At 43.6% G+C, this 25,172-nt stretch carries 26 protein-coding genes; 12 read left to right on the top strand and 14 right to left on the bottom strand.

Annotation, left to right across the window (positions count from 1 at the left end):
* Positions 1 to 5 precede the first annotated feature (5 nt).
* From UNH61_RS07475 to UNH61_RS07530, 12 genes are all read right to left on the bottom strand, one after another.
* Complete coding sequence (locus tag UNH61_RS07475) at positions 6 to 221, bottom strand: hypothetical protein (RefSeq protein ID WP_298939002.1); 216 nt, start codon at positions 219 to 221, stop codon at positions 6 to 8.
* 22 nt (positions 222 to 243) lie between these two features.
* The gene (locus tag UNH61_RS07480) at positions 244 to 2,751 is read right to left on the bottom strand and encodes a TraG family conjugative transposon ATPase (protein WP_298939003.1); all 2,508 of its coding nucleotides are present in this window, start codon (positions 2,749 to 2,751) and stop codon (positions 244 to 246) included.
* Positions 2,748 to 3,080: a DUF4133 domain-containing protein gene (locus tag UNH61_RS07485; protein ID WP_298939004.1), complete on the bottom strand. Its 333-nt coding sequence runs from the start codon at positions 3,078 to 3,080 to the stop codon at positions 2,748 to 2,750. The genes UNH61_RS07480 and UNH61_RS07485 overlap by 4 nt, the downstream gene beginning before the upstream one ends.
* Positions 3,081 to 3,091: 11 nt before the next feature.
* The gene (locus UNH61_RS07490) at positions 3,092 to 3,397 is read right to left on the bottom strand and encodes a DUF4134 domain-containing protein (protein WP_298939005.1); all 306 of its coding nucleotides are present in this window, start codon (positions 3,395 to 3,397) and stop codon (positions 3,092 to 3,094) included.
* 219 nt (positions 3,398 to 3,616) lie between these two features.
* A complete protein-coding gene (locus tag UNH61_RS07495) occupies positions 3,617 to 5,254 on the bottom strand; it encodes a hypothetical protein (protein WP_298939006.1) in 1,638 nt (545 codons plus the stop codon).
* A gap of 26 nt (positions 5,255 to 5,280) precedes the next feature.
* Positions 5,281 to 6,399, bottom strand: a complete 1,119-nt coding sequence (locus tag UNH61_RS07500) for a hypothetical protein (RefSeq protein ID WP_298939007.1) — start codon at positions 6,397 to 6,399, stop codon at positions 5,281 to 5,283.
* A 28-nt stretch (positions 6,400 to 6,427) separates the two neighbouring features.
* The gene (locus UNH61_RS07505; protein WP_298939008.1) at positions 6,428 to 8,113 is read right to left on the bottom strand and encodes a hypothetical protein; all 1,686 of its coding nucleotides are present in this window, start codon (positions 8,111 to 8,113) and stop codon (positions 6,428 to 6,430) included.
* Positions 8,114 to 8,151: 38 nt separating this feature from the next.
* Positions 8,152 to 8,784, bottom strand: coding sequence for a conjugal transfer protein TraD (locus UNH61_RS07510; protein ID WP_326991496.1), 633 nt, complete (start codon positions 8,782 to 8,784; stop codon positions 8,152 to 8,154).
* 2 nt (positions 8,785 to 8,786) lie between these two features.
* Positions 8,787 to 9,059: a DUF3408 domain-containing protein gene (locus tag UNH61_RS07515; protein WP_298939010.1), complete on the bottom strand. Its 273-nt coding sequence runs from the start codon at positions 9,057 to 9,059 to the stop codon at positions 8,787 to 8,789.
* A gap of 11 nt (positions 9,060 to 9,070) precedes the next feature.
* Complete coding sequence (locus UNH61_RS07520) at positions 9,071 to 9,361, bottom strand: DUF3408 domain-containing protein (RefSeq protein ID WP_326991498.1); 291 nt, start codon at positions 9,359 to 9,361, stop codon at positions 9,071 to 9,073.
* A gap of 13 nt (positions 9,362 to 9,374) precedes the next feature.
* A complete protein-coding gene (locus UNH61_RS07525; RefSeq protein ID WP_298939012.1) occupies positions 9,375 to 9,779 on the bottom strand; it encodes a DUF3408 domain-containing protein in 405 nt (134 codons plus the stop codon).
* Positions 9,780 to 9,791: 12 nt separating this feature from the next.
* Positions 9,792 to 10,559: a ParA family protein gene (locus UNH61_RS07530; RefSeq protein ID WP_326991499.1), complete on the bottom strand. Its 768-nt coding sequence runs from the start codon at positions 10,557 to 10,559 to the stop codon at positions 9,792 to 9,794.
* A 733-nt stretch (positions 10,560 to 11,292) separates the two neighbouring features.
* On the opposite strand from UNH61_RS07530, the gene mobA reads away from it, so the two are divergent.
* Entirely contained in the window at positions 11,293 to 11,736 is a 444-nt protein-coding gene (gene mobA, locus UNH61_RS07535; RefSeq protein ID WP_298939015.1) for a conjugal transfer protein MobA, read from the top strand.
* Positions 11,733 to 13,046: a conjugal transfer protein MobB gene (gene mobB / locus UNH61_RS07540; RefSeq protein WP_298939016.1), complete on the top strand. Its 1,314-nt coding sequence runs from the start codon at positions 11,733 to 11,735 to the stop codon at positions 13,044 to 13,046. Before mobA ends, mobB begins: the two co-directional genes overlap by 4 nt.
* Before the next feature lie 64 nt (positions 13,047 to 13,110).
* On the opposite strand, the gene UNH61_RS07545 is transcribed toward mobB, so the two are convergent.
* Complete coding sequence (locus UNH61_RS07545) at positions 13,111 to 13,458, bottom strand: helix-turn-helix domain-containing protein (RefSeq protein ID WP_298939017.1); 348 nt, start codon at positions 13,456 to 13,458, stop codon at positions 13,111 to 13,113.
* Between the two features lie 84 nt (positions 13,459 to 13,542).
* On the opposite strand from UNH61_RS07545, the gene UNH61_RS07550 reads away from it, so the two are divergent.
* The 5 genes from UNH61_RS07550 to mobC all read left to right on the top strand — a co-directional run bounded on the left by UNH61_RS07550 (position 13,543) and on the right by mobC (position 19,050).
* Positions 13,543 to 13,782 carry an alcohol dehydrogenase catalytic domain-containing protein gene (locus UNH61_RS07550; RefSeq protein ID WP_326991500.1) on the top strand — a complete coding sequence of 80 codons (240 nt, stop codon included), beginning with the start codon at positions 13,543 to 13,545 and terminating at the stop codon, positions 13,780 to 13,782.
* Complete coding sequence (locus UNH61_RS07555; RefSeq protein WP_326991501.1) at positions 13,769 to 14,479, top strand: NADP-dependent oxidoreductase; 711 nt, start codon at positions 13,769 to 13,771, stop codon at positions 14,477 to 14,479. The genes UNH61_RS07550 and UNH61_RS07555 overlap by 14 nt, the downstream gene beginning before the upstream one ends.
* Positions 14,480 to 14,483: 4 nt before the next feature.
* Positions 14,484 to 15,524 (top strand): MsnO8 family LLM class oxidoreductase, encoded by a 1,041-nt coding sequence (locus UNH61_RS07560; RefSeq protein ID WP_298939019.1) that lies wholly within the window; start codon positions 14,484 to 14,486, stop codon positions 15,522 to 15,524.
* Between the two features lie 24 nt (positions 15,525 to 15,548).
* Positions 15,549 to 16,352, top strand: coding sequence for an SDR family oxidoreductase (locus UNH61_RS07565; protein WP_298939020.1), 804 nt, complete (start codon positions 15,549 to 15,551; stop codon positions 16,350 to 16,352).
* A 697-nt stretch (positions 16,353 to 17,049) separates the two neighbouring features.
* Positions 17,050 to 19,050 (top strand): conjugal transfer protein MobC, encoded by a 2,001-nt coding sequence (gene mobC / locus UNH61_RS07570; RefSeq protein ID WP_326996161.1) that lies wholly within the window; start codon positions 17,050 to 17,052, stop codon positions 19,048 to 19,050.
* A gap of 27 nt (positions 19,051 to 19,077) precedes the next feature.
* On the opposite strand, the gene UNH61_RS07575 is transcribed toward mobC, so the two are convergent.
* Entirely contained in the window at positions 19,078 to 19,938 is an 861-nt protein-coding gene (locus tag UNH61_RS07575) for an AraC family transcriptional regulator (protein WP_298939022.1), read from the bottom strand.
* A gap of 425 nt (positions 19,939 to 20,363) precedes the next feature.
* Here UNH61_RS07575 and UNH61_RS07580 point away from each other — a divergent pair, with 425 nt between their 5' ends.
* The 5 genes from UNH61_RS07580 to UNH61_RS07600 all read left to right on the top strand — a co-directional run bounded on the left by UNH61_RS07580 (position 20,364) and on the right by UNH61_RS07600 (position 25,169).
* Positions 20,364 to 22,277 (top strand): heavy metal translocating P-type ATPase, encoded by a 1,914-nt coding sequence (locus tag UNH61_RS07580; RefSeq protein WP_298939024.1) that lies wholly within the window; start codon positions 20,364 to 20,366, stop codon positions 22,275 to 22,277.
* The gene (locus UNH61_RS07585; protein WP_298939025.1) at positions 22,277 to 22,897 is read left to right on the top strand and encodes a nitroreductase; all 621 of its coding nucleotides are present in this window, start codon (positions 22,277 to 22,279) and stop codon (positions 22,895 to 22,897) included. Before UNH61_RS07580 ends, UNH61_RS07585 begins: the two co-directional genes overlap by 1 nt.
* A gap of 582 nt (positions 22,898 to 23,479) precedes the next feature.
* A complete protein-coding gene (locus UNH61_RS07590; protein ID WP_326991502.1) occupies positions 23,480 to 23,749 on the top strand; it encodes a hypothetical protein in 270 nt (89 codons plus the stop codon).
* A 149-nt stretch (positions 23,750 to 23,898) separates the two neighbouring features.
* A complete protein-coding gene (locus UNH61_RS07595; RefSeq protein WP_339070791.1) occupies positions 23,899 to 24,549 on the top strand; it encodes a HupE/UreJ family protein in 651 nt (216 codons plus the stop codon).
* Between the two features lie 11 nt (positions 24,550 to 24,560).
* Positions 24,561 to 25,169 carry a hypothetical protein gene (locus UNH61_RS07600; RefSeq protein WP_298939028.1) on the top strand — a complete coding sequence of 203 codons (609 nt, stop codon included), beginning with the start codon at positions 24,561 to 24,563 and terminating at the stop codon, positions 25,167 to 25,169.
* The last annotated feature ends 3 nt before the right edge of the window (positions 25,170 to 25,172 follow it).

The raw sequence follows: 25,172 nt of genomic DNA on the forward strand, positions 1-25,172 counted from the left end.
AGGCATTATATCTTCCTGCCCGTTTTTCTGCCGACTCCAGTGGATTGTTTCTGTTGCAGATCATTGAGCCGGATAAAAAAATCCTGTAGGCTTTGAGGCTTGGTGGCTGCAACATCCTTACATAGTTTTGCAAAATCTTGATCCTCCTTGTTTGCGGGATCGGCTTCAAATATTAAAGCCTTGTTGCCCCCTATGGGCAGTGTGATTTTTTCTTTTTCCATCTTTCCAGTTTTTTAAAATGGGTTAATAGTTGTCTGCTTTTTCACGCCTCTGAAGAGCAATGCGTTTGATAGCCATTTCCACATTGCCATCCAGTTCATGGGCGAGTTGCATCACTTCCATTTTTTCCGACTCCTCTGTGGTATAGGCCAGGTACTCTTCCAGGCTAACTTCGGTGGCATATACAGCCGAGTGCGTACCGCCCAGCCCGATCCAGACTTCCTTGTAAAGCCTGCTGGCATCATTGTTCATATTGATCGAAAGGATCTGGGATTTTTCTTTTTCGGTGAGGCCAAGCATTGCCTGGATGTCATCGAATTTGTTCATGTATTTGCGCTGGTCTAATAAAATTTTGCAGTCGCTATTATTGATGATGCTTTCCTTTACGATGGGAGATTGGATAATATCATCGACTTCTTGTGTCACGACGATAGCCTCGCCAAAAAATTTCCGGACGGTTTTGAATAAATATTTTATATACTCCGCCATTCCCTCTTTCGCAATGGCCTTCCACGCTTCTTCGATCAAAATGAGTTTACGCACACCTTTTAGCCTGCGCATCTTGTTGATGAAGACCTCCATTATGATGATCGTTACGATGGGGAACAAAATTTTGTGATCCTTGATCGCGTCAATTTCAAAGACTATAAAGCGCTTGGAAAGCAGGTCGAGTTGCTTATCAGAGTTGAGTAAGTAATCATACTCGCCGCCTTTGTAATACGGTTCCAGCACGTTGAGGAAGTTGGCAAGATCAAAGTCTTTTTCCCTTACTTTCTTTTCTTCCAGCACTTCCCGGTAGTCGCTCTGTACGTATTCATAGAAGCCGTTAAAGGAAGGATAATCCTCATGCTGTTTGATGCGTTCGATATAACCGCTCACAGCGTTGGATAACGCTACTTCCTCGGAGCGTTTCGGGGGTTCGTCGTCACGTTTCCAAAGGGTAAGAATGAGTGTTTTGATGCTTTCCCTTTTTTCAATATCGAACACACCATCGTCTGTGAAGAAGGGATTAAAAGCAATCGGGTTATCCTCAGTGTACGTGAAATACACACCGTCTTGTCCTTTGGTTTTTCCCTTAATGAGTTCGCAGAGTCCCTGGTAACTGTTACCGGTATCCACGAGCAGAACGTGAGCGCCCTGTTCGTAATACTGTCGTACCATGTGGTTGGTAAAAAAAGACTTGCCTGAACCCGACGGACCTAATATGAACTTATTGCGGTTCGTAATGATGCCACGCTTCATGGGCAGATCTGAAATATCCAGATGAATAGGCTTGCCTGTAAGCCTGTCGGCCATCTTAATACCGAAGGGTGAGGGTGAACTCTGGTAATTAGTTTCTTCGGTGAAGAAGCACAATGCCGGTTCAATGAACGTATAAAAACTTTCCTCTGCCGGGAAATCCCCTGCATTTCCCGGCATCGCTGCCCAATACAGCGTGGCAACGTCTGTGGTGTTATGCCGTGGCTTGCATTCCATCAATGCCAGTGCACTGCCCGTGTCGTTCTTCAGGTGCTTCAGCTCATGCGGATCGTCTGACCAGGCCATCACGTTGAAGTGTGCCCGGATAGAGGAAAGCCCATAGCTGTGCGCTTCATTGAGATAACGCTCGATCCACTCTTTGTTGATCTGGTTGGCACGACTGTACCTTGCCAGGGAGTGCATATTGCGTGCGGACTTTTCAAACTTGCGCAGGTTCTCTTCGCTGTTATCTAAAAACAGATACTGATTGTAAATGTGATTACAGTTAAGCAGCAACCCTACAGGCGATGCAAAGGATAAAAGGCAGTCGCTCCTGTCTGTTGAAAGTTTTTCGTATCGGGTATTTGCCGATACCGTTCCGGGAAGGTCGTCCGTATCAGATAAGGTATGCAGACTTAAACGTTTATTGCCTACACGTACTTCCTCATTTCCCAGGCCGATATCCTGCATAGCTGTCCCCGCTTCCCTTGACAGGGTAAGATATTGCTCCAGTAATCCCAGGCTTTGCGGCGCACCAATGATGTCTTCTTCGCTAAGGCGTTCCAGTTTCACAAACCCGCTATCGTTCACGATCCGCTCAAACTGAGCGACCGCCTCCATAAAACGGCGAACGGTTTCCCTGTCCCTGATTTCTTTGGGGATAAGAACACCTTTACAAAGCGAGCTGAAATTGCTTTGCATCCGCATTCGTTCCTTTGTTGTCTTGGTCAGGAACAGGTAGCAATAATGGTTCAGGAACGGGCGCTCATTAAAATGGCGCTGATAAGATTTTGCAAGAAAGCTCTGGTTCTCCTGCGCAATGTCGGGATCGTAGTTCTCTCTGATATACCAATCTTGCTTGTGGATAATGGAAAAGTCCGGCAATGTTTTGATCGCCTTGTGCCATGCCGAATGGATGGCATCATATTCCGGTGCAGCTACGGTGAACAGTTCCGGCAGATGTACCCGAAAACATGCCGTTATATCTGCATCCTTGGAGATGATGCAATGGTTCTCCACTGCGAACAGCGGAAACTTACTTTCCAGTGTCGTGGTCTTTGCGGTGTTTCTCATACGGCACTGGATTTATGGGTTAACTTCAGGTAGCGATGTGCAGGCTTGCGACAGACGATGTACTTCGGATGTCTTTTTCTTGCACCGAGCTTCATTAATCCGTGCTCACCGTACTTACCATTGAGCGCAAATGTTTGCCAGATAATGAGCGATGCACCACCGGCTCCAATAAGCAGGCAGATATAGGAGTTCACCCCAGCCATATACATCACCATCACAAGGATCAGCACACCGAGCAATCCACCTGCAAAAATGAACAGGTACTGCGCCTTCAATCCGTTGAACTCAACTGTTCTTCCGATGCCTTTATTGATATTGTATTTACTCATAGGGCGTCGGATTAAAGGAAGAATGAACGAAGGATGGTAGCAGCCACAATAAGGAAGATGCACGCACCGAACCAGCTTGCCGCAGTCTTGCTCGTGTCGGGATCGCCACTGCTGAATTTGTTGTACACCTTAACACCTCCGATTAACCCAACGACGGCTCCAATGGCATAAATTAATTTGGTAGCCGGGTCAAAATAAGAGGTCACCATTTGTGTGGCCTCGTTGATGCCCGCACCTCCATTTCCTTGAGCGAATACACCAAATGCTGACAGCAATGCAGCGCCTGTCAGCCACACTTTTTTTCTTTGCTTTTCCATGTTTGAACTGAATTATTTTGTTACTACTTTCCCGCTTCATGCGGGCTTCGGAACAAAAATGTCATGGAAATTGAAGCGCTCTAACGATGTGTCTTTCAGTGGAATTACTTGGCAGTAGGTGGCTTTGTGATGAGGTTTCGGGGCATAAAAAAAGTGTCAGGATTCTACAATCCTGACACTTGAAAATGAAGTACAATAAGCAGCAGTTTTTTAGTCGATCTACATCTTTCGACCTTTACCTTTTTGCGATTTATTTACTGGCGGTTTGATCATCGGTTTTTGTTTTTTCGCCTGCTTTTGTTGCCTTTTCAGGTTCTCCTTTATAATTTCCGGCAAGTATGTTTGCTGCCACGGAATTGTTTGAGCGATGAAATGGGATTTTACGCCGATCTTTTTTAAGTCGTCTTTTATATCCCAACCACCGTGCCTGTTCCACCCAATAGGATCAAGGTCTTTCTGGAATGGGAACTGAACCGCTATCAGGTCTTTTGGAAAGTCAGTGATCTTATCGTAATCCAGTTCCCTAAATTCATGTTTCTTTGGATCGTAGGGTATCAGGTAGGCGTTCCTGTCTTCAGAAAAATAATGATCGATTTCATCGAACACTATTCCATTAGATAAAAAATCATCTTTTGGCCGCAGCATATCCATACGTATGTCCACATAAAAAAGATGACCGGCAATATCAACAGTAGGTAGCCTTCCTTTATTCAACCGCAGGTCAAAAGCATACTGATCCACCATCAGTTCAAAATCAGTTTTAGTCTTTACCTCATCCACGGTGAGGCCATACTTTTGTGCCATACCAACGGGATCAAGCCCCACAAATTCCGGTATCTCTATCAATACATCGCTTTTCTCAAATACATCGGGAATATTCTTAGTTTTCCTGTTGTATTCAAAAGAATACCCTTCACCAAAGTCTGTCATATCTTTAAAGGAAATTACATTGCCTTCATTGGCTTTTTCCCGAAGTTCAAATTTGCTCACATCAACAACGAAGGCTGTTCCTTCTATATCCACTGTAGGCAGGTCCGGTTTTGAAGGTTTGGTATTCAGGTTATGAAGTGCCCAATGGTGCTCGCTTTTCAAGGTGTTGATATATTCTTCATAGGGAATGGTCTGCGGATCATAATGCATGGTAAGCGTCCTGTACATCAATCCATAGCGGGGATCATTCCCGTACCCCAAATTGGTGCCGATGGGGTCAAGGTCGGATAGACTGGGAACCTCCAGGATCAAACGGTCAGTGTTTTTGTCAATAGTACCATCCCTGAACGGATCTTCAACCCTGGAGGTTGATGTGTTGTAAAACAGGCGATACGATTCACGGTCTATGGAAAAGTAATCATACAGCGCGTTCAGGTAAATGGTTTCCCCGTTGCCATCCTGCGGACGTAATGCGTTGCCAGCTACATCAATTTCAAATCTTTTCCCGGCGAGGTCTATGGTTACAGGAATACCGTCCATCCTTCTGCCAAAAATGTCCTGGTCTACCATAATCTCAAAATCGGTTTTTTCCGAAATATCTTTCAATGTGCACCCGTATTTGCGGCACATGCCGTCCGGATCAATCTCACCAATGCAGGGTATCTTAACGGTAATAAGCGGATCACCTGCGGGCGCCGTTTCGGGTTTGCCTAAAACAACAGGTTTGTTCCGCAGATAAGGAGAATGCAAAACATGGAATTTTTTGGAAACCCCGCTGTAATCAAACTCATAGTGCGTCTCATAATTCCGCATAGATGAAAAGTAAATCCGGTTGCCTGGATTTGCCTTTTCTGAAAGGACTATTTTGTCAATGTCAAAGAGAAACTCCGTGCCCTCAATGATCACCGTTGGCTTGTCATTTTTCATTTTTTCATTTTTTAATACATCAGTTGCTACATCTTGCGCCCGCGTTTTCGGGATTTGTCAACCGTATGATCCGGTTTTTCCTTTTTCGACTCCTTTTGCAGCTTATCCAGATTCTCTTTGATCCTTTCAGGTACATAAATATGTTCCCAGGTTTCAGTAACGGCTTTAAAGTTCATCCGTAATCCCGGTTCTTTCATTTCATCGATCAGGTCAAAGCCATGCTTTTTGTTCCACCCAACAGGGTCAAGTATGGCTTCGTTCGGGAAGGAGACAACCATTAGGTCTTTGGGAATTTGCGTGATCGTTTCGTAATCTATGTCCCGGAACTCATGTGCTTTCGGGTGGTATGGAATAAAGTAGCGTTGCGTATCATGATCATAGAATTTCTCGATTTCGGAGAACACGATGCCTTTGGAACTAAAATCATCTTTTGGGCGCAGCATATCCATCTGTAGATCCACATAAAAGGTATGCCCTTCAATATCCAGTGTAGGCAACACGCCCTTATTCCAGCGCAGGTCCAGCAGGCTGCCCGGCTCTATGGTCAGCTCAAAGTCGATCTTGCCTTTTACCTCCTCCAAACTCAGGTTATATTTTTGGGCCACACCAATGGGGTCAATGCTGGTCAACTCAGGTATTTGCACCATTTGCAGATCGGTTGAATCTGTAAAGGCCAGTTCCCTTCTTCTTTCATTGGTAGGAAAATTTTTGGTACTTACATCATAATGAAAAGTATATCCGTTTCCGTTACCAACATATTGCATTTCCTTTACGCGCATCACATTTTGCGGGTTGGCTTTTTCCCGCAATTCATCTTTGAGCCCGTCAACGATAAATTCCGTTCCTTCAATGAACATCGTTGGTTTTTCCCGCTCTGTTTTTGCCGCTTCTTTTTGCTGGCGCACTTCAACCACCCAATCAATATAGCCTTTTGCGTCTTCCATATTATGAGGAAACGATTTCCTGCGCCCGGACAGCTTGGAATCATCAAGACCAACTATAAACCCGTATTCGGGAAAGTCTTCTGTACGATAAACAATAATGAGGTTATTGATGTTCTTTTCAGCAACATTGTTCCTGTGGCTGGCGATGGTATGTCCTTTATATTCCTCGAATATATAGTCGGGATCATTTTTTGAAACCATGTTCGTGTGTTTTAATTTAATTGAATGACTACCTGCTGCGCCCGCGTTTCTTTACCTTATGAACGTTATGCGCAGGGATGCTTTTCTTGGATACAGAAATAATGGGTGATTTTTGATCCGGCTTAACCCGCTGGCTATTGTTCCTTTTGACGGTCTCCGCAAAGCGGGTCTGATCCCACGGAATAATATTCGATTGAAAATGTAACTGCGGCCCTTTCTGTTTAAGGCCGGCCACTACATTAAATCCGTATCTCCGGTTCGCCCAAATGGGGTCCAGCCAATCTTCATGAGGTATCTGGACAACGATTACATCTTTCGGGATTTCTTTGCTGCTCAGACTTACTTCCTGGAACGTATGTGTTTTTTGATTATAGGGAATGGTATATGTTTCGTTTTTCGGCGAGTAGTAATATTCAAGTTCAGAGAAGATGATACCGCGTGACCATATATCATCTTTGGGACGGAGCCTGTCCCTTGCAAGGTCAACATAAAAAGTATGGCCCGCAATATCAATAGTAGGCAACATCTGTTGTTGTTCCAGCTTATTAATGACAGTCTGATCTACCATCAGATCAAAATCGGACATATTCTGTATTTCACTTTCCGGTACGCCATGCTTTTTTGCCATACCAGCCGGGTCAAGCTCTACGAAGTCAGGTATCTGGACAACGGTATAATCCCATTGATCTATTCCGGGCAAGCCTTTACTTTTTCGGCTGTAAGGGAACTCATATCCTGAACCGGGAAGCTCCCGCATGTCCAAAAAGGAAATAACATTTTGCCGGTTGGCTTTCTCCCGCAGCTCCAAACGGTTCACATCCACGATAAATTCCGTCCCATGTATGTTGAGTATTGGAAGTGCCCTTGCCGTATCGGTGGGTAGCCTAAAAGGGATATCCGTACGCATATCATTGACTTCATATTCTTCTTTTGGTCTTAATTGCTCGGCGGTATTCCGCTTTATGTGCATCGGCACATCGGTTTCCTCCCAGGGCAGGATGCGGGCTTCATGATGCATCTGGAAAGACTCCAGGCTTTTGAAGTTGGGGAGACTGAAACCGTATTTTTTTGCCCAGCCCGGTTCATCCATTTCGGCAGCATGGGGAAACCGTACCATAATAAAATCTTTCGGGAGTTCAGTCAGGGCGGAAGTATTGTGCTGCTGAAACTCTCGTGTAGCAGGATTATAAGGTATTACATACGCTTGCCGTTCGTCATCATAATATTGCTGTATTTGGTCAAAGCCTATGCCTTTGGATCTGAAGTCATCCTTTGGGCGGAGTTTATACATTTGCAGGTCTACATAAAAGGTATGCCCCGCAATATCCAGCGTGGGCAGGATGCCTTTATTTAACCGTAAGTCGAGCGGGCTGCCCGGCGCAATCATCAGATCGAGATCGGACTTTCCGATCACCTCTTTCAATGGCCGCCTATACTTCTCCGCCATACCTAATGGGTCAATGCGGGTCAGTTCGGGTATTTCCACCCTCGGAAAGTCATCTATATAACTAAGATCAACGATCTTACTTTCGTCAACAATATTTTTTGTACCCAAATCATAATAGAAGAAATAGCCATTGTTATTTCCTGTGTACCGCATATCAGTTATGGGCATTACATTTTGCGGATTATTCTTTTCCCTTAGTTCTTCTCTGAGAACATCTATAATAAACTCCGTTCCTTCAATTTGGATACTTGGCAATGTTCTTTCCATCTCCCTTTAATTTTGAAAAACAAAAGGGAGCTGTCTTTTCAGACAAACTCCCCAATGTCAAAGTCACTCAGATCATTTTTCCGCAAATCGGAAGAACCGGAATCCATTCCTGTCGGCAGGCTCCTGTCCAATAATACTGCAATCTTTCGGGAAGCGCCTTCCATTGAGTTTTCCAAAAGGCTGAATAGTTCGGTTCCCTGTATCCTTTGAACTATATCCACCGCTTTTTGCTGCAAGGCCGGTTCCAGCACTTCTTGCTGTAACAAGGCCCCCACGGTACTCAGTTCGTCGAAGGTAACCCCTGTGGCAAAACCGTCATCGCCGTTCGGATAACCATATCCATTCCATTCTTCTTCCTCTTCTTCAAGGTTGGGGCCGTCCCCAAAAACTTCATCCAGCTCTTCCTGCGGAATTTCCCTTGCGAAACCCTTTTCACTGGTTTCTGTTTCAAAATTATCAGCCGTAACCTTCGGTTTAGCTAAATGGCGTTGGGTGGCATTACTTGGCACTGCTTGTCGTACAGGCGGCTTTGGCTGGCCCATTATTTCCGGTAAATCAGGATTTACAGGAGGCTGTTGCCGATTGTTCCGCTCCACTTTTTTAATGGTAATTTTGTCCTTCGCCAGCAGAACAATGACGATGAGCAGGCATATTAAAATCAGCAGTTCCATAACTAAAATATAGGTTTGTTCTTGTCGTTATAAATGGTTTTTATTTCCTGGCCAAAATCCTGGAAGTGGTGCTTCAGAACACTATGCAGATAATCAGCAATGGTAATTTTTCCCGCACCAAGTATAAATGCAATGTGGGACAGTTTTTCGTGGAACTCCGGGCTGACATATACCGTTTTCCCGTCCTTTGCCAAAAAACCGGTAGGTGTTAAGAATGCCGATTGATATTCGGCAATGCGTAACGTGTTCCTTTGTTTTTGATTTGTCTTTTTCATGATCCAATACTTTAAAAAATGGGTTTAAACTTTTCATTAAAATCCTTGGTAATTGCCTGCTCGAACTGCTCGAAATGATGTTTAAGTATATTGTCCAGATAAGCGTACAACGGGATTTTATCATCTCCAATGACGTGAACAATCCTAACGATACGCTCATGGTATTCGGGGCGTATGTAGATCGATTTTTCACCCCGGCACGCCATTGCGTGCTGTTTCAGGAACTGGGTTCCGTAGCTTTCTTTTTTAACGGAGCCATTACCTGCCTGTATGGTCTTTGCGTTTTTAATATTCTTTTTCATTGGTTTTGTTTTACTATAAAATGGGTTTATACCTGTCATTGAAATAATCCGTTATCTCGTTGCCAAATTCCCTGAAATGATATTCGAGAATATTGTCTATGTAGGAATAGAGTGTCGTTTTATCCTCCCTTGCCAGTTGAACGATCCGCAGCAGCCGCTCGTGAAACTCCGGTCTGATATATACCACTTTCCCATTTCTTCCGGAAGGGTAACGATTGGTCAAGAAAACATCTTCGTAGTCAATTTTCTTTGATGAAGCAGACTTTGTTTTTTCACGGGCTTTAGGCTCTTTATGCTCCGCCTGATCCTTATCCGTCTTTGTTACCGGAGCAGGTTCAGCGCCGCTCATAATGTTCATCAGGTAATCCTCATCCACGTTGGGCTTCTCAAATCCTTTCTTTATGTTATCTGTATCCATATCACAACTGATTTAAGAATGAACAATTTTTAAGAACTCTTGTACAAAGAGATCCATTTTAGTCATTTTCAGCAGGCCCGGTTCTGCCGCAAGCAGGCTTGAACGGAAGATGTAGTTGCCCGTATCGTCCGTTTCCTTGCGGAAGCGCTTGCTGTCCATAATTCTTGTATCCATAATGGAAAGGCCAAGCTGTCCGATCACCTGTTGGTAAGCATCGTAAAGCATCGTCTTCTCCCTGCCGTCCACCTGGTTCCAGAACAACCAGAATACCTGCTCTTTATTGGCGTTTTCAATTTCAGGAAGCTGGAGAAATGCTTTTGCAAATCCGAGCGTACTTTCCACTACAAACCGGTCCGCAGTGAGCGGCGAAAAAATAAAGTCCATTGCTTTCAGCGTTGTCAGCACGCCCTTTGTGTTTGCCGTTCCCGGCAAGTCAAAAAAAATCATATCGGGGTGTGCCGTCGATTGCTGCACATACTCCAACGCTTTGTCCAGCGCTTCATCTGCCCTGCAACGGATAATGGGATAGGCTTTCTTATTGATAGCCTGGAATTGTTTCATTGCAGCTTTTTTGTGATAGTCGTTCTGCATAACGGTCTTCAGATCCCTTTCCCTCATTTTGCTTAGGCTGTGCTGGGGAAAATCGCAGTCCAGTACCACTATATTAAATCCGAGCCGGTAATGGAGCAAGCTGGCAAGCAGGGTTGTTATGGTTGATTTTCCCACGCCGCCTTTTTGTGTGGAGAAGCTGATTTTTAAAGTTTTTTTTACTGTTTCCATTTTTCTAAAATTTAAAATTGTCCATTTGATAAATTGTGCAGTTGTACTGCCGCTTTTCTGCTTTACCATTTTTCCGGGTTGCTGTACCGTTGTGTTTTTTTACAGTTTCCCTGTTATATGCTTTTGCTTAAATCTGAAAACCCGTAAAGGTTTGTTTCTGTAAACATTGCTGCTTTTACGTTTTTATGGTTTTAAAACTTTATACTTTTACACCCCTGCATTTTTAAACCTGTGTTCTTTTCCTGTTTTCTGTATGTGCTTGAAACAGCACATACATTTTGTTTTTTTCTTTTCCGCACTTTTTTCTGTAAGTGCTCCTGTACAACTTTGAAACAAAGAAAATACCTCGGGCAGCTATATTTTAGAATGTGGTAGTCATTGGCGTTCAGTGGCAGTCTTTGGCAGTGTGGAGCACTGTAATGCTTTGACAAAGCAGCCCTTACTTTGTAATAGCTCCAATGCTATGGGTAAATGGAAAGAACATTACAACATACAGGTAACAGGTGGAACGGCTCGCAGCCGTTTTTTTCTGCTTTATCTAATCCGTCCCGCAGGGCGGATTTTTCTGTTCACCCGAACAGAGCAAGTTGTGTTTTGAGGCACTCGGAACCTGTTCCGTGCCTCAAAACAACTTGCCCTTGCAGGGGGCCGGAAAACACCCTCCGAAGTCGGGGTTTTTGTTGGATTACTGAACGATCAGCTCGCTGACGCTCGTTTTAAAAATTATATAGTTATGAATGAACAGCAGAAAAAGAAACAATACAAAGGTGGTCGTAATCCTAAAGCAAACCCAAGCATCCACCGTTATGTATTTCGTTTGACGGACGAAGAAAATGCAAAATTCCTATCGCTCTTTGAAGCCTCTGGAGCAGATAACAAGGCGCAATTTGTTACTTCTTTACTGTTTGATAAACCGGTAAAGAGTGTGAAAGTAGATATGGCCGCAATGGATTATTATACCAGACTAACCGCGTTGTTCGGCCAGTTCAGGGCAGTTGGGATTAATTATAACCAGGTCGTGAAGATCCTTTACCGCAATTTTTCGGAGAAGAAGGCCGCCGCTTATCTCTTTAAACTGGAAAAACAAACGGCAGAACTCGCAAAATTATGCCGGGATATTATGGAGCTAACAAAGGAGTTTGAAGTCAAACACCTGAACAAAAGCGGGGAGAAATGATAGCGAAAATTGGTCATGGTGTAAATATGACAGGTGCACTTTCTTACAATCAGCTTAAAGTAGACAAGGAAAACGGGAAGGTTTTAGCAACACAAAGGATTATGGAAACACCGGATGGCAGCTATTCGGTAGCTCAGTTATACCGTTCTTTTGAACCTTACCTCATCGCAAATAAAAAAACCGAAAAGCCCGTATTGCATATATCGCTCAATCCCGATCCCGGTGATAAAGTAACGGATGAAAATTTCAGGCAGATTGCCAAAGACTACATGGAGCGAATGGGCTACGGAGAACAGCCCTATGTCGTTTTTAAGCACACCGACATTGAACGCACGCATATCCATATTGTGTCTACCTGTGTTGACCGGTACGGCAAGAAGATACCCGACACATTTGAGAAGCTGCGCTCGATGGATGCTTGCAGGGCGTTGGAGCAAAAGTATAACCTCATACCTGCAACAGAGAAACAGCGCACCGGCAATGATCAGCTATTCCGCCCGGTTGATTATAATGCCGGGGACATTAAGAGCCAGATCGCATCCGTAGTGCGGCACCTGCCAAAGTATTACCAGTACCAAACGCTTGGAGCCTACAATGCCCTGCTTTCGATGTTCAATATTACCGCTGAAGAAGTAAAGGGAGAACTACATGGACAGTCCAGGCACGGCATCGTGTATTTTGCGCTGAACGAACACGGAGAAAAAGCCAGTAACCCTTTTAAGTCATCCCTTTTTGGTAAAGATGCCGGATGGGACACGTTGCAACAGCATTTTATCGAGGCCAAGAAAAAAATGAAGACTGATCCAGCAAAAGCCATCCTCAAAAATACCATTGAAGCGGCAATGCACCTTACCGGCACCGAGGCCGATTTTAAAAAGCAACTGATGGAGCAAGGCATTAACACCGTTGTACGACGCACCGGGGAGGGGCGCATTTATGGCATGACGTTCATAGACCATGAAAGCCGTACGGTTTGGAATGGATCACAACTGGATACAGATCTTTCAGCCAATGTTTTTAACGATTGGTGGAAAGAGCAGTTTGCAGAACATCGTCAGGACGCCGACGATGCAAGGATCAACACGCCATTGCCAACCACTGGTAAAAATGTCGGGGAAGCGTCAGACGAAACCCATGAGCTTTTTGATTTTCTGAACGAAGAACAGCCTGCCTACCTCAATGAAGACTTAGGACTTATAGATGGGTTAGGTGGGTTATTGCCTGAAGCCCAGGGAGAAGATTACGAGGAACAGGATTTTGCTAACCGGATGAGGAAAAAGAAGAAAAGCAAAAGACAGGGCAAACAGTAACAACTTAGGAGCAGAAAATTGTTTTGAACAGACCTGCCATTGCCAATTACAGGCAAACAATAGCTTACTTTTCTACTATCATTTTATGATGCTTTTTACCCCATTCAATCATTTGAGTAATTAGGTTTCCGTATTCTTTGGAATATTCTGTGAACACGTATTCAACGGTAACCGGTGCATCTGTGCGCACTGTTCGGGTAATTAGTTTATTGTCTTCCAACTCTTTCAGATTGCGGGATAGCATTCTGGTAGTAATTCCCGGAATGCTGCGCTCAATATCCCTGAAACGTTTATTTCCATTACATATTGAATGAATAATGGGAAGTTTCCATTTGCCCCCGATGACATAAATAGTGTCCTGCAAAGCCTTTGTCTTTGCGGCCAGCTCCTCTTGATTAATCTTTTTTGCCATAGCTGTTTTTTGGTATCATCCGTTATAGTGGTTACAAAGTTATACCATTTGATACGTAATTTTACCTGTTTAAAGTAAAATTAGATGAAAGCAATAATCTTAAAAACATCGGGAGGGGTAGAAAACTTTGCCCTGGCAAACATCCCGACACCTGAAATAAAATCAAACGAAGTATTGATCAAGGTAAAGGCTATCGGTATTAATCCGGCGGATGCCCGTGTGAGAAATGAAATGAAGAAGGCTTATTTTGAGAATGCCACCATTATCTTAGGGTGGGACGCTTCCGGTGAAATCGTAGAGATCGGTAGTGATGTTGGATTTTAAAGTCGGAGATGAAGTATTTGGGCTTATCGGCTTGCCAGGTGTGGGCAGAACCTATGCAGAGTACGTCGCTGCTCCTGCATCACAGATTGCTGTTAAACCCAAAAATATCTCACACGAACAGGCGGCGGTTTCCACAATGGCTGCACTCACCGCGCTGCAAGCCATCCGCAAATTAGGCATCAAACAGGGTGACCGTGTTCTCATAACTGCCGCAGGTGGTGGTGTGGGGCATTTTGGTGTCCAGTTTGCAAAATTATACGGCGCGTATGTTATCGCCCTTGCTTCTACCGACAAAAGAGATTTCGTCATAGGTTTAGGGGCCGATGAGTTTATTGATTACAAAAAACAACGTTTTGAAGATGTTGTAAAGGATGTTGATTATGTGCTGGATGCAGTGAAACAGGACGACCATATACTTCGCAGTCTTGAAGTATTGAAAAAGGGTGGTACACTGGTCAGTCTCTGGTCAGAGCTTCCTAAGGAACAGATGGAAAAAGCAAAAGAGCTTGGCGTACATGCCGTTTATAATGTGGTGCAGGCCAGTGGCGATGATATGAAGTTTGTAGCAGGGCTTCTGGAGGAAGAAAAAATTATACCGCACGTTTCCAAAACTTTTGTCTTTGAGGATATGGCCCAAGCCCACCTGGAAATAGAAAAGGGACATACACAGGGAAAAATTGTTGTTCAAATCAAATAGCGGGATGAAACTTTCAATATTGGACATATCGTATGTACCCTATGGCGGCAACCGTAGGACAGCATTGCAAAACACCATCGAGACCGCACAAGTTGCAGAAGATTTGGGATATGAACGTATATGGTTTGCGGAGCATCATAACATCGGTCACATAGCCGGACGCACGCCGGAGGTCATGACTGCTGCGGCAGCAGCCAATACAAAGCGTATTCACGTAGGTTCGGGAGCCGTTTTATTGAACCATTACAGCCCCTATAAAGTGGCGGAGGTCTTTGCTACTTTATGCGAGCTTTATCCTGGACGAATTGATTTAGGAATCGGCCGTGCTACCACGGGACAGTATTCCGACTTTGCTTTGCAGAGCAACCGTACATCATTGCAAAAAGCGGATAACTCAATGGAACAGTTGGTGGAGTTACTGGCCTGGCTCACGAATGATTTCCCTTCCAACCACCCATTCAGCCAGGTAAAACTAAACAATGATGGTAGTTTACCGAATGTCTACCTGCTGGGCACAAGCGATTGGAGCGCTGAGGCGGCAGCCCGTTTGGGTTTGGCCTATGTCTTTGCCGCATTTATAACATCAGACCAGCAAAGAACTTTTGACATTACCCGCCATTACATTGAAAATTTCCAGCCGTCGAATAAGCCCTATGGAAGAAAAGCACCGGGTTTGACGCTGACAGTATATGTGTATGCCCACGAAAATGACGAATTAGCATTGGAACTTGCCGCGCCCTCATTGTATTCTATGCAATTGCTTAACGCGGGAAGAAGGGAAGCCGTCAACCAATCCTTTATTCCTGAAAAGGAAGCATTGGAATTGCTTAATGGCTCTTATACGTTGGAACGCCTTACTAATCCCAACAAACCCCCAAGGCACTTCATCGGCAAAGCTGAAACCGTTGCCAGAGAATTAAAACAAATGCAGGCAGCATTCGGCTTGGAAGAAATAATGATACAGCTTATTTCAGGCAACCATCTGGGCAGGTTAAAGTCATTTGAATTATTATCACAGGCAATAGAAAAGGAAAAAATGTCTTAAAGCAAACAACTAAATTTTTACAAAATGAATAATCAGAAAACTATCTTCATCACAGGTGCGTCAACAGGTTTAGGGAAAGCCACGGCCAAACTGTTCCAGCAAAAAGGCTGGAATGTCATTGCCACCATGCGCAACCCTGAAAAGGAAACTGAACTTTCGCAGTTGGAAAACGTAAGCCTCTTGCAGCTCGATATTGCAGATCCCGAACAGATCAAAACAGTTGCCCAACAGGCAATTGAACTGCATGATATTGATGTGGTGTTTAATAATGCAGGTTACGGGTTGTCCGGCGCTCTGGAAGCGCTTTCGGATGAACAAATCGTACGCCAGATCGATACGAATCTTTTAGGTACTATTCGTGTTACCCAAGCCTTTATTCCCTATTTCAGAAACAGGAATAACGGCCTTTTCCTGAATACGACTGCAATCGGCGCTTTCGTTGCATTTCCGTTCGTTTCCACGTATCATGCCACCAAATGGGCATTGGAAGGATGGAGCGAAAGCCTCTCGTATGAGCTGGGACTGTTCAACATCGGTGTAAAAACGATTGTTCCAGGTGGTATCAGGTCAGATTTTGGCAGGTCTATGGAGATAGTTCCGCACCCTGTTTATGATGAAGCAGCAAAGAAAGTTCATGCATTGGCACACCCGGATGCATACGCTACACCGGAACAGATTGCGGAGGTGGTTTATGAGGCAGCAACCGACAAGAAAGATCAGTTGCGCTATTTTGCAGGGGAAGATGCCTTTTCACTCTACAACAGACGATTGGAAATTGGCACGGAAGCGTTCAGGAAAGAAATCAGGAAAATGATTTTTGGCAAGTAGTCAATTTATCCAATGTTACTTTGCTATTGGATGAAATTAGAAAATATTCCGGACAGCCGGTGTTGTCACCGATTTTAGGTGTCACTGCGGCATAGGTAGTTCAGGCTACGGGATATGAGCGAGGAGCTGTTGGCCTGTGAAGGGAAGCTCGCTCACCCGCGCCTGGATAAAGCGCGTGCCCGCATTACATAATAGCCCACTTACCAATTAAGGTAATATCCGGATGATTCGCATTTTTAAACCGGATGCGGGAAATGTGGCTTAGGGCTTTTGATATTTGCCTGCTTACACGGGAGCGGAACTGTAAAAGTTATTTTTTGAGAAAAACCGGAATTGAAAACGCGTAAGCGCTTTCGGTATAACTCGCCATAAACTGCACCAGTTTTGTTAAGGAGCCAATTTTGGCTCCTTAATTATTTTACAGCAAAAAAAACACATAGACACTTATTGCTATGGGCTTGCTTAGCAAATTGTTTGGAAACGGGAAACGTCGAATGTAAGATCAATCTGATTCTATTGAAGGATTTAAAACTGCTCCGATTACCTGCCATTTAATTGATGCGCATGTCAGCTCCAGCAGTATCTAATAAATGATTCTATACACGCCAAATACTGCCACTAAAAGCCATCTGCCGCCACTCCCTGGCAACCGATAATCACAACTTATAAATTCACCTGCATCACTTCAATTTATTGAATTATGCAGGGAGAAGACGATCTGAGAGGATTAGCCAAAATCATGGCTTTTATGAGAGCGGTAAGCATCATCATTGTGTTGATGCACTTTTATTGGTTCTGTTACGGGTTCTTTGCCGGGCGTGGCTGGACACTGGAAATCATCGGTAAGATACTGACCAATTTCAACCGCACCGCAGGGCTTTTTTCAAATACGCTTTACACCAAAATTTTTGCACTGGTGTTACTGGCGCTGAGCTGTCTGGGTACTAAAGGCGTAAAAAATGAAAAGATTACCTGGACAAAAATCAATACCGTATTGGTCATTGGTTTTATCCTATTCTTTCTAAACATCCCCCTTTTAAAGTTACCCGCAGAGACTGCCGCTACGCTTTACATACTGACCACCTCATTAGGCTATATCGCTCTAATGGTTGCGGGCCTTTGGATAAGCCGCTTACTGCGCAATAACCTGATGGATGATGTTTTCAACAACGAGAACGAGAGCTTCCAGCAGGAAACCCAGTTGATGGAGAATGAATATTCGGTGAACCTCCCTACAAAGTTTTATTACAAAGGCAAATGGAACAACGGCTGGATCAATGTAGTCAATCCTTTTCGTGCCTCAATCGTATTGGGAACTCCGGGTTCCGGTAAAAGCTATGCTATCGTAAACAACTACATCAAGCAACATATTGAAAAGGGCTTCAGTATGTATATCTACGATTTCAAGTTCGATGACCTTTCCACCATTGCCTACAATCACCTGCTGAAACATACCAACAAGTATAAAGTAAAGCCCAAATTTTACGTCATCAACTTTGACGACCCGCGAAGGAGCCACCGTTGTAATCCTATCAATCCTGAGTTTATGACGGATATATCCGATGCTTACGAATCCGCCTATACCATCATGCTCAATCTTAACAGGTCGTGGATTCAGAAGCAAGGCGATTTTTTTGTGGATAGCCCAATTATCTTATTAGCTGCCATTATTTGGTTTTTGAGAATTTATGAAAACGGCAAATACTGCACGTTCCCACACGCAATAGAATTGCTGAATAAAAAGTATGCGGATGTTTTCACGATTTTAACTTCTTACCCGGACCTGGAAAATTATTTGTCTCCTTTTATGGATGCCTGGCAGGGAGGGGCGCAGGATCAGTTACAGGGGCAGATAGCATCGGCCAAGATACCCTTATCGCGTATGATCTCGCCGCAGCTTTATTGGGTGATGACCGGCGATGATTTTTCACTGGACATCAACAATCCCAAAGAGCCGAAAATATTGTGTGTAGGTAATAATCCTGATCGTCAGAATATTTATTCTGCGGCATTAGGATTATACAATTCGCGCATCGTAAAACTCATCAACAAAAAGGGGCAGTTAAAGAGTTCCGTTATCATAGATGAGCTGCCCACGATCTACTTCAGGGGACTTGATAACCTGATCGCAACTGCCAGATCAAACAAGGTGGCAGTATGTTTAGGGTTCCAGGATTATTCGCAGTTAACCCGCGATTATGGCGATAAAGAAAGCAAGGTAATACAGAATACTGTTGGTAATATTTTCAGCGGACAGGTAGTGGGTGAAACTGCCAAAAACTTATCAGAACGCTTCGGTAAAGTATTGCAGAAGCGCCAGAGCATGACCATCAATCGCAATGATAAGTCCACTTCCATATCTACACAAATGGATAGCCTGATACCGGCTTCCAAAATTTCTACCTTAACACAGGGTATGTTCGTAGGGGCCGTGTCCGACAATTTTGATGAACGCATTGAGCAAAAGATCTTTCATGCAGAAATTGTAGTGAATAACGAAAAGGTTACGGCAGAAACCAAAGCATACAAAAAGATACCGCAGATATTATCCTTTACCGATGAGAACGGAGCGGATAATATGAAGCAGGAAATCGAAGCTAATTACCGGCAGGTAAAAGCAGATATTGTGCAGGTGATCGAAAGTGAGCTGGACCGTATAAAGAACGATCCTGATTTGCAGCACCTGGTGCAACAATAAAAAATGTTGTCACACAAACATTAGAACTTAATGTTTGTGGTCATTCTTATATTGTTTGGCAGTTTTACCAAATGCGCTTTTAAACATTTTGTTTAGATGGCTCTCATCCGTAAAATTCAATTCACCTGCTATCTCCGATATGGTCAAGTCGCTGAATTTAAGCCTTGTTGTAACTAAATTGAGTTTGTAGCGAATAATATAGTCTTTAATCGTGCTTTCCGTCTCAGCCTTAAAATATCTGTTTAGATGGTCGGTCGATTTGCCAAAATGAGTGGCTATACTGCTGATTTTTAGTAATTCACTATCGTAAATGTGCTGCTGTATATATGCCGTAATTTCATGTACCCTGCTTTTGGGGTTTTCCCTTTTCGAAAATAGTGAAATGTTCTGCTGTATATTTCTTGCAATGAAATGAAGCAGCAGAAAAATGATATCCTGGATAATGATCTCATCAAAGAATTGTTTTTTGCCCTTCTCCTTGATCAACTGGTTGATCAGTGCTTTGAATATCGGTTTGTCAGGATCGGATACAATGCTGCCCTGAACGTTATGATGATTATGAAAGATAAATTCCAGTTGTTTATACAATTCGCTGATATTGGCTTTCGTTTCACCAACCCTGCGGTTCTTCACAAAAAAGCCTTTGGTAAAATCTACTATACAGAATTTGGTGGGTGTGCTTATTTCAAAGGTGTGCGCATCTTCCGGCGTAAGCAGGAAAACATCACCCTTTGAAAATTCAAATCGGTTGTTATTAATATTATGTATTCCGGTGCCATCCAAAACATATATGAGTTCAAAAAAATGATGTTTATGCAAGCCGGAATTATTAGATGCCAATTCCTTCACGGTGATTTCCTTATCTGTAAATAGCTGCAACGATTTCATGCAGTAAAGCTACTGAAAAATGTCGGTTTTTTACCTGTTTTACCCTTTCTTCCTTATCTACCTTTGCAAAAAATGAAGTTGTGCCGTGCTATATAATATTTGTAAGGCAGCCGCATTTCCCGGGACGGGCGACATTTCCGCTGAAAGATCAATTAAAGAAAAGTGAATGGCAAATTTGGAAGCAACCGGCGACAAGATCATATTTTACCAATGTATAGGGCCCAATTGCCGCAAGAAGAAAGGCAAGCTATTGGGACATTATATCAAAAAATACAGACTGGAGAAAAAGGTACAGACTGGGACAATGGGCTGTACCGACAGGTGCAGCAATGCGCCCGTTCTGCATCTGCACCCCGATGATATTTGGTTTTCGGAAAAAGATTTAGGAAGCGTTTTTAAAAAATACATACTCAACAGATAAAATTATGACAGAATTAGCCATACCCAACGACAGAGCAAGATGGTCGTTTTCCGATATATGGGAGAAACACGGAGCGGCAATTATAACAGCATTATGTTTGCTGTTCATTCTATTGGCTTGGTGGGCGGGCAAGCAAAATATGCCTACTGCTGAAATTATCCTCTTTATACTGGCTTACGTTGTTGGTGGTCATCAGAAAGCCATAGAGGGATTGACAACACTTTTTAAAGAAAAAGATTTGGATGTGGATCTCCTGATGGTTGTGGCAGCAATCGGTGCAGCATCCATCGGCTATTGGATGGACGGGGCGATACTGATATTCATTTTTTCACTAAGCGGTACATTGGAAGATTACACAATGGAAAAAACGAACAGGGATATCAGGTCTATTATGAAACTTCGTCCGGAAGAAGCTGTTTTACTCGAAAATGGCGTTGAAAGAAAAATAAAGGTAGAAGCACTTAAAAAGGGGGATGTTATCCTGGTTCGGCCAGGTGATCGTATTTCTGCTGACGGCATCATTACCGGGGGATATTCTGCCATCAATGAAGCGTCCATTACCGGAGAAGGCATTCCGGCAGATAAGAAAAAAGGGGATGAAGTTTATTCTGGAACGATCAACGGGCAGGGTGCATTGGAAATAGAAGTAACCAAACCGTCAGAAGAAACCGTTCTCTCCAAGATCATTCATCTGGTACAGGAAGCAAAAAATGAAAAGCCGCCCAGTCAGCTATTCGTTGAACGCTTTGAAAGCATCTATGCAAAAGTTGTGGTATTGGTCGCTATTTTATTGATGGTGCTCCCTCCGTATTTATTTAACTGGACCTGGAGCGATACGATATATAGGGCAATGATTTTTCTTGTAGTGGCTTCACCCTGTGCGCTCGTGTCGTCTATTATGCCCGCAATTCTTTCCGGTATATCCAATGCTGCACGAAAAGGGGTGCTATTTAAAGGAGGTGTTCATCTTGAAAACATTGGAGGCGTTAAAGTAGTTGCCTTTGATAAAACAGGAACCTTAACCTACGGCAAACCTAAAGTGATAGATATTGTACCTTTTTCGGGAATGAGCACGGATGATTTGCTGCAAATTACCGCTTCAGTAGAAACGCTGTCCGAACACCCCATAGCAAAGGCCATTGTTCGTGAAGCGAAGGATAAGAAACTGGATCTTTCCAAACCAAAGGAACTGCAAGCCATTCATGGTCTGGGTGTTCATGGTATTTTAAATGGTAAAGAATATAAAATCGGTAAAAGGGATCTTCTTAAAGATATAAATATTACTGATGAAGATCAGAAAAGAGCCACCGGTATAGAAGAGCAAGGCAGAACCGTGATTTTTGTTGCTGCCGACGGTCATGCCATAGGTCTGATCTCCGTGGAAGATACGATTCGCCCACAGGCAAGAAAAGTCATTGAAGAATTAAAATCAAAAGGTATTAAAACCGTCCTATTAACCGGTGATACCCAAATAACCGGCAAAGCGATAGGTAAACAGGCCGGCATCAATTTAGTGTATTCAGAACTATTGCCCGATCAAAAGGTGGACGCTGTTAAGAAGCTGGGAGAAAAATACGGCAAGGTGGCAATGGTAGGCGATGGTGTCAATGATGCGCCCGCTTTGGCTACTGCATCGGTCGGTATTGCAATGGGAAGCGGAGGAACGGATGTTGCAATGGAAACCGCAGACATTATCCTGATGGCTGATAATATCGAAAATATTCCATTTGCGATTAATCTTGGTCGCAGGGCCAGCAGTGTTATCAAGCAAAATATCGTGTTCGCCATAGCAGTGGCATTAACACTCATTACGCTCAATTTTATAGGTGAGGGTAAAATAAGCCTGCCTGAAGGAGTTGTTGGTCATGAAGGCAGTACAGTGCTGGTTATTTTAAGTGGATTAAGATTATTGAGATAATGCAGGAGCGATATAATATTGAAGAGTTCAATGAAATTCTCCTGCACCGCAGGAGCATATACCCCTATCAGTATGCAAAGGGCAAAGTCATTCCCGATGCCATCATTTGGCAAATTCTCGAAAATGCAAACAGAGCGCCCAATCATAAGCAAACAGAGCCGTGGCGATTTTGCGTTTTTTCGGGCGGGGGCCTGAAATATTTTGGGCAATTACAGGCTGGTATTTACAGGGAATTTGCAGCAGACAGTTACCAACAGGACAGGTATAAAAAACTTATTGAATATCCGTTAATGTCTTCCCACGTTATCTCTATCGGGATGAAGCGGAGCGGGGCGGATAAACTGCCCGAAATTGAAGAAGTAGAAGCCGTAGCCTGTGCTGTCCAGAATATGTTCCTAACTGTTACCGCTTACGGTTTGGGATGTTATTGGACAACGGCAGGTATCACGTACTTTGAAGAGGCAAAATCCCATTTCGGGTTAGAAAGAGCGGATAAGCTTTTGGGCTTTTTGTATATTGGTTATGTTGAAAAACCGGTGACTGCCATCTCAAAACGGAAGCCGATCGGCAGTAAGGTAAATTGGATTGATAATATAGAAGGAATTAAACCGCCCGACTGACGTAAAGGAAGAATGCGATGCACTTTTAAGCGTCTATTTTTCAATTTATTACCCTTTATTGTCTATCCCGAACCTTTTTTATATATTTGCGAGGATGTTGCGTAAGAACTTAGCCATAGTGTTTTTTGTTATTGCCCAGGTAGTATTACTTGGACACGGCGTTATTTCGCATCATCATCACGAAAAATTCACGGCACACAGCCATAGTCATCAGTCCCACGATACGCACGAAGGCTGCGTGGATTTGGGAAACTTATTTTCCCATATTCAACATACAGGAGAGCAGATAACATTCACTAATGACAGAACAGATGTATCGGTGGCAAAGGAATTGTCCCAACCGTTTAATGCTGTCATTTTTGATTATCGATACCCCATTGAATATATCGTTGCTTATCAGCAGCATACCTTTCCACCGGATAGGAACATAATTCACCAATCACCGCACTATAGCGCCTACTCCCTCCGAGGTCCTCCCTCTTTCATCGTTGCTTAACTTTCACCCTCTGAAAGTTAGAATTTGATTTATGCCCTTCATATCAGGGCAAATAGCTTCTTTTTACAATCAATCTTTAAAAAACGATGAGAAAATCATTCATAATAGCGGCATTCGCTGCCTTTGCTTTTACAGCTTGCAATAACAACGAAAAATCTTCGTCTGACAACAACTCCAATTCTGAACAATCTCCAGCCACTCCTGCGGTTAACCAGGATAGTATTGATAAGGCTCATGGACATTCCCATGACCCGGCAGGTAATCATGCACCAGCGGTGAATCAGGACAGTGTGGGTAAGGCTGCACCTGCTGCAAATCAGGACAGTGTTGACAAAGCTCACGGGCATAAGCATTAATTAATCCCCGGCACATTCTTCTACCACTTATATTTTAGCGTTCTATCGCTATAATATGCCTGTGCGTATTCCTATAAGTAATCCGAAGTTTGTGCCGATTAAATTCAATGTTCTAAATGAGATATATAAAAATAGTTTTATCAATAACCTTGTTATTATTGATAACAGGATCGGTGTATGCCCACGGAGTTGACGGGGATACCCAGGCATTCCTGAGCGGAAATTCGGGAGTAGCTTTTGTGCCGTTTCTTTATATCGGGGCAAAGCACATGCTTACCGGCTATGATCACCTGCTGTTTTTGGTAGGTGTCATCTTTTTCCTGTACCGGCCAAAAGAAGTATTGCTTTATGTGAGTTTTTTCACCATTGGACACAGTATAACCCTTTTGCTGGGAGTGCTGGCAGACATGGCCATCAACGCTTACCTGATTGATGCGATCATTGCATTGTCCATCGTGTATAAAGGCTTCGACAATTTGGGCGGTTTCCAACGCTTTTTGGGCTATCAGCCCAATACCAAAGCAGCGGTTCTGATCTTCGGTCTTTTCCACGGTTTCGGGTTAGCCAGTAAATTACAGGAATTAAATTTTGACAGGACAGGACTTCTGACAAACCTCATCGGCTTTAATATCGGCGTGGAAATAGGTCAGTTTATAGCCTTAGCCCTTGTGCTTTTTATCATCACCAATTGGAGGCGGTCACCAAGTTTCATGAAGTTTTCTACCCTCACCAATACCCTGCTTATGGCAGCAGGTTTTCTATTGTTCGGCTACCAGTTGGTCGGTTATTTTAACTCTTAAAAAAAATCAAAATGGCAGAAATAACGCATCAAATATTAGATAAAAGATCCATAGTCAAGCAGGTAGTTATTGCTTTGGTTGTTGGAGCGGTACTCCTGGTAAGTGCCGTACTTCCGGCAGAATATGGGATAGATCCTTTGGGTATTGGCAAGGCAACAGGATTTAGCAAGTTGTATGTTGGCGATGCTGGTACGGAGACATTGGCTTCGGGACCGCATAAAGTATTGCAACTTGAGAACGTTGGCTCCGGTGCAGATGTACCCAAACCTGCGGCGGCGGATAACCCGGCTCCTGCTACACCGCTTGCAGAGCGTACCGATGAAGTCAGTGTGGTCATACCCGCAGGAAGGGGACTTGAACACAAAGTAAACATGCAAAAATATGGCTCCCTCAAATACGCATGGATTACGGACAAAGGGGAATTGTACTTTGATTTTCACGGAGAGGTTAAGGGCAATAGCAATTATTTTGAAAGCTACACCATTGCTTATTCCAATAACGTGGCAGGCTCTTTCATCGCTCCGTTTGAGGGACCACATGGCTGGTATTTTAAAAATAATTCCAATGAGGATATTACTGTCAAAATAAAATTGAAAGGACAGTATCTCCCTAAACAATAAAAT

It is taken from the genome of Chitinophaga sp. 180180018-3, assembly GCF_037893185.1.
Lineage (GTDB): Bacteria > Bacteroidota > Bacteroidia > Chitinophagales > Chitinophagaceae > Chitinophaga.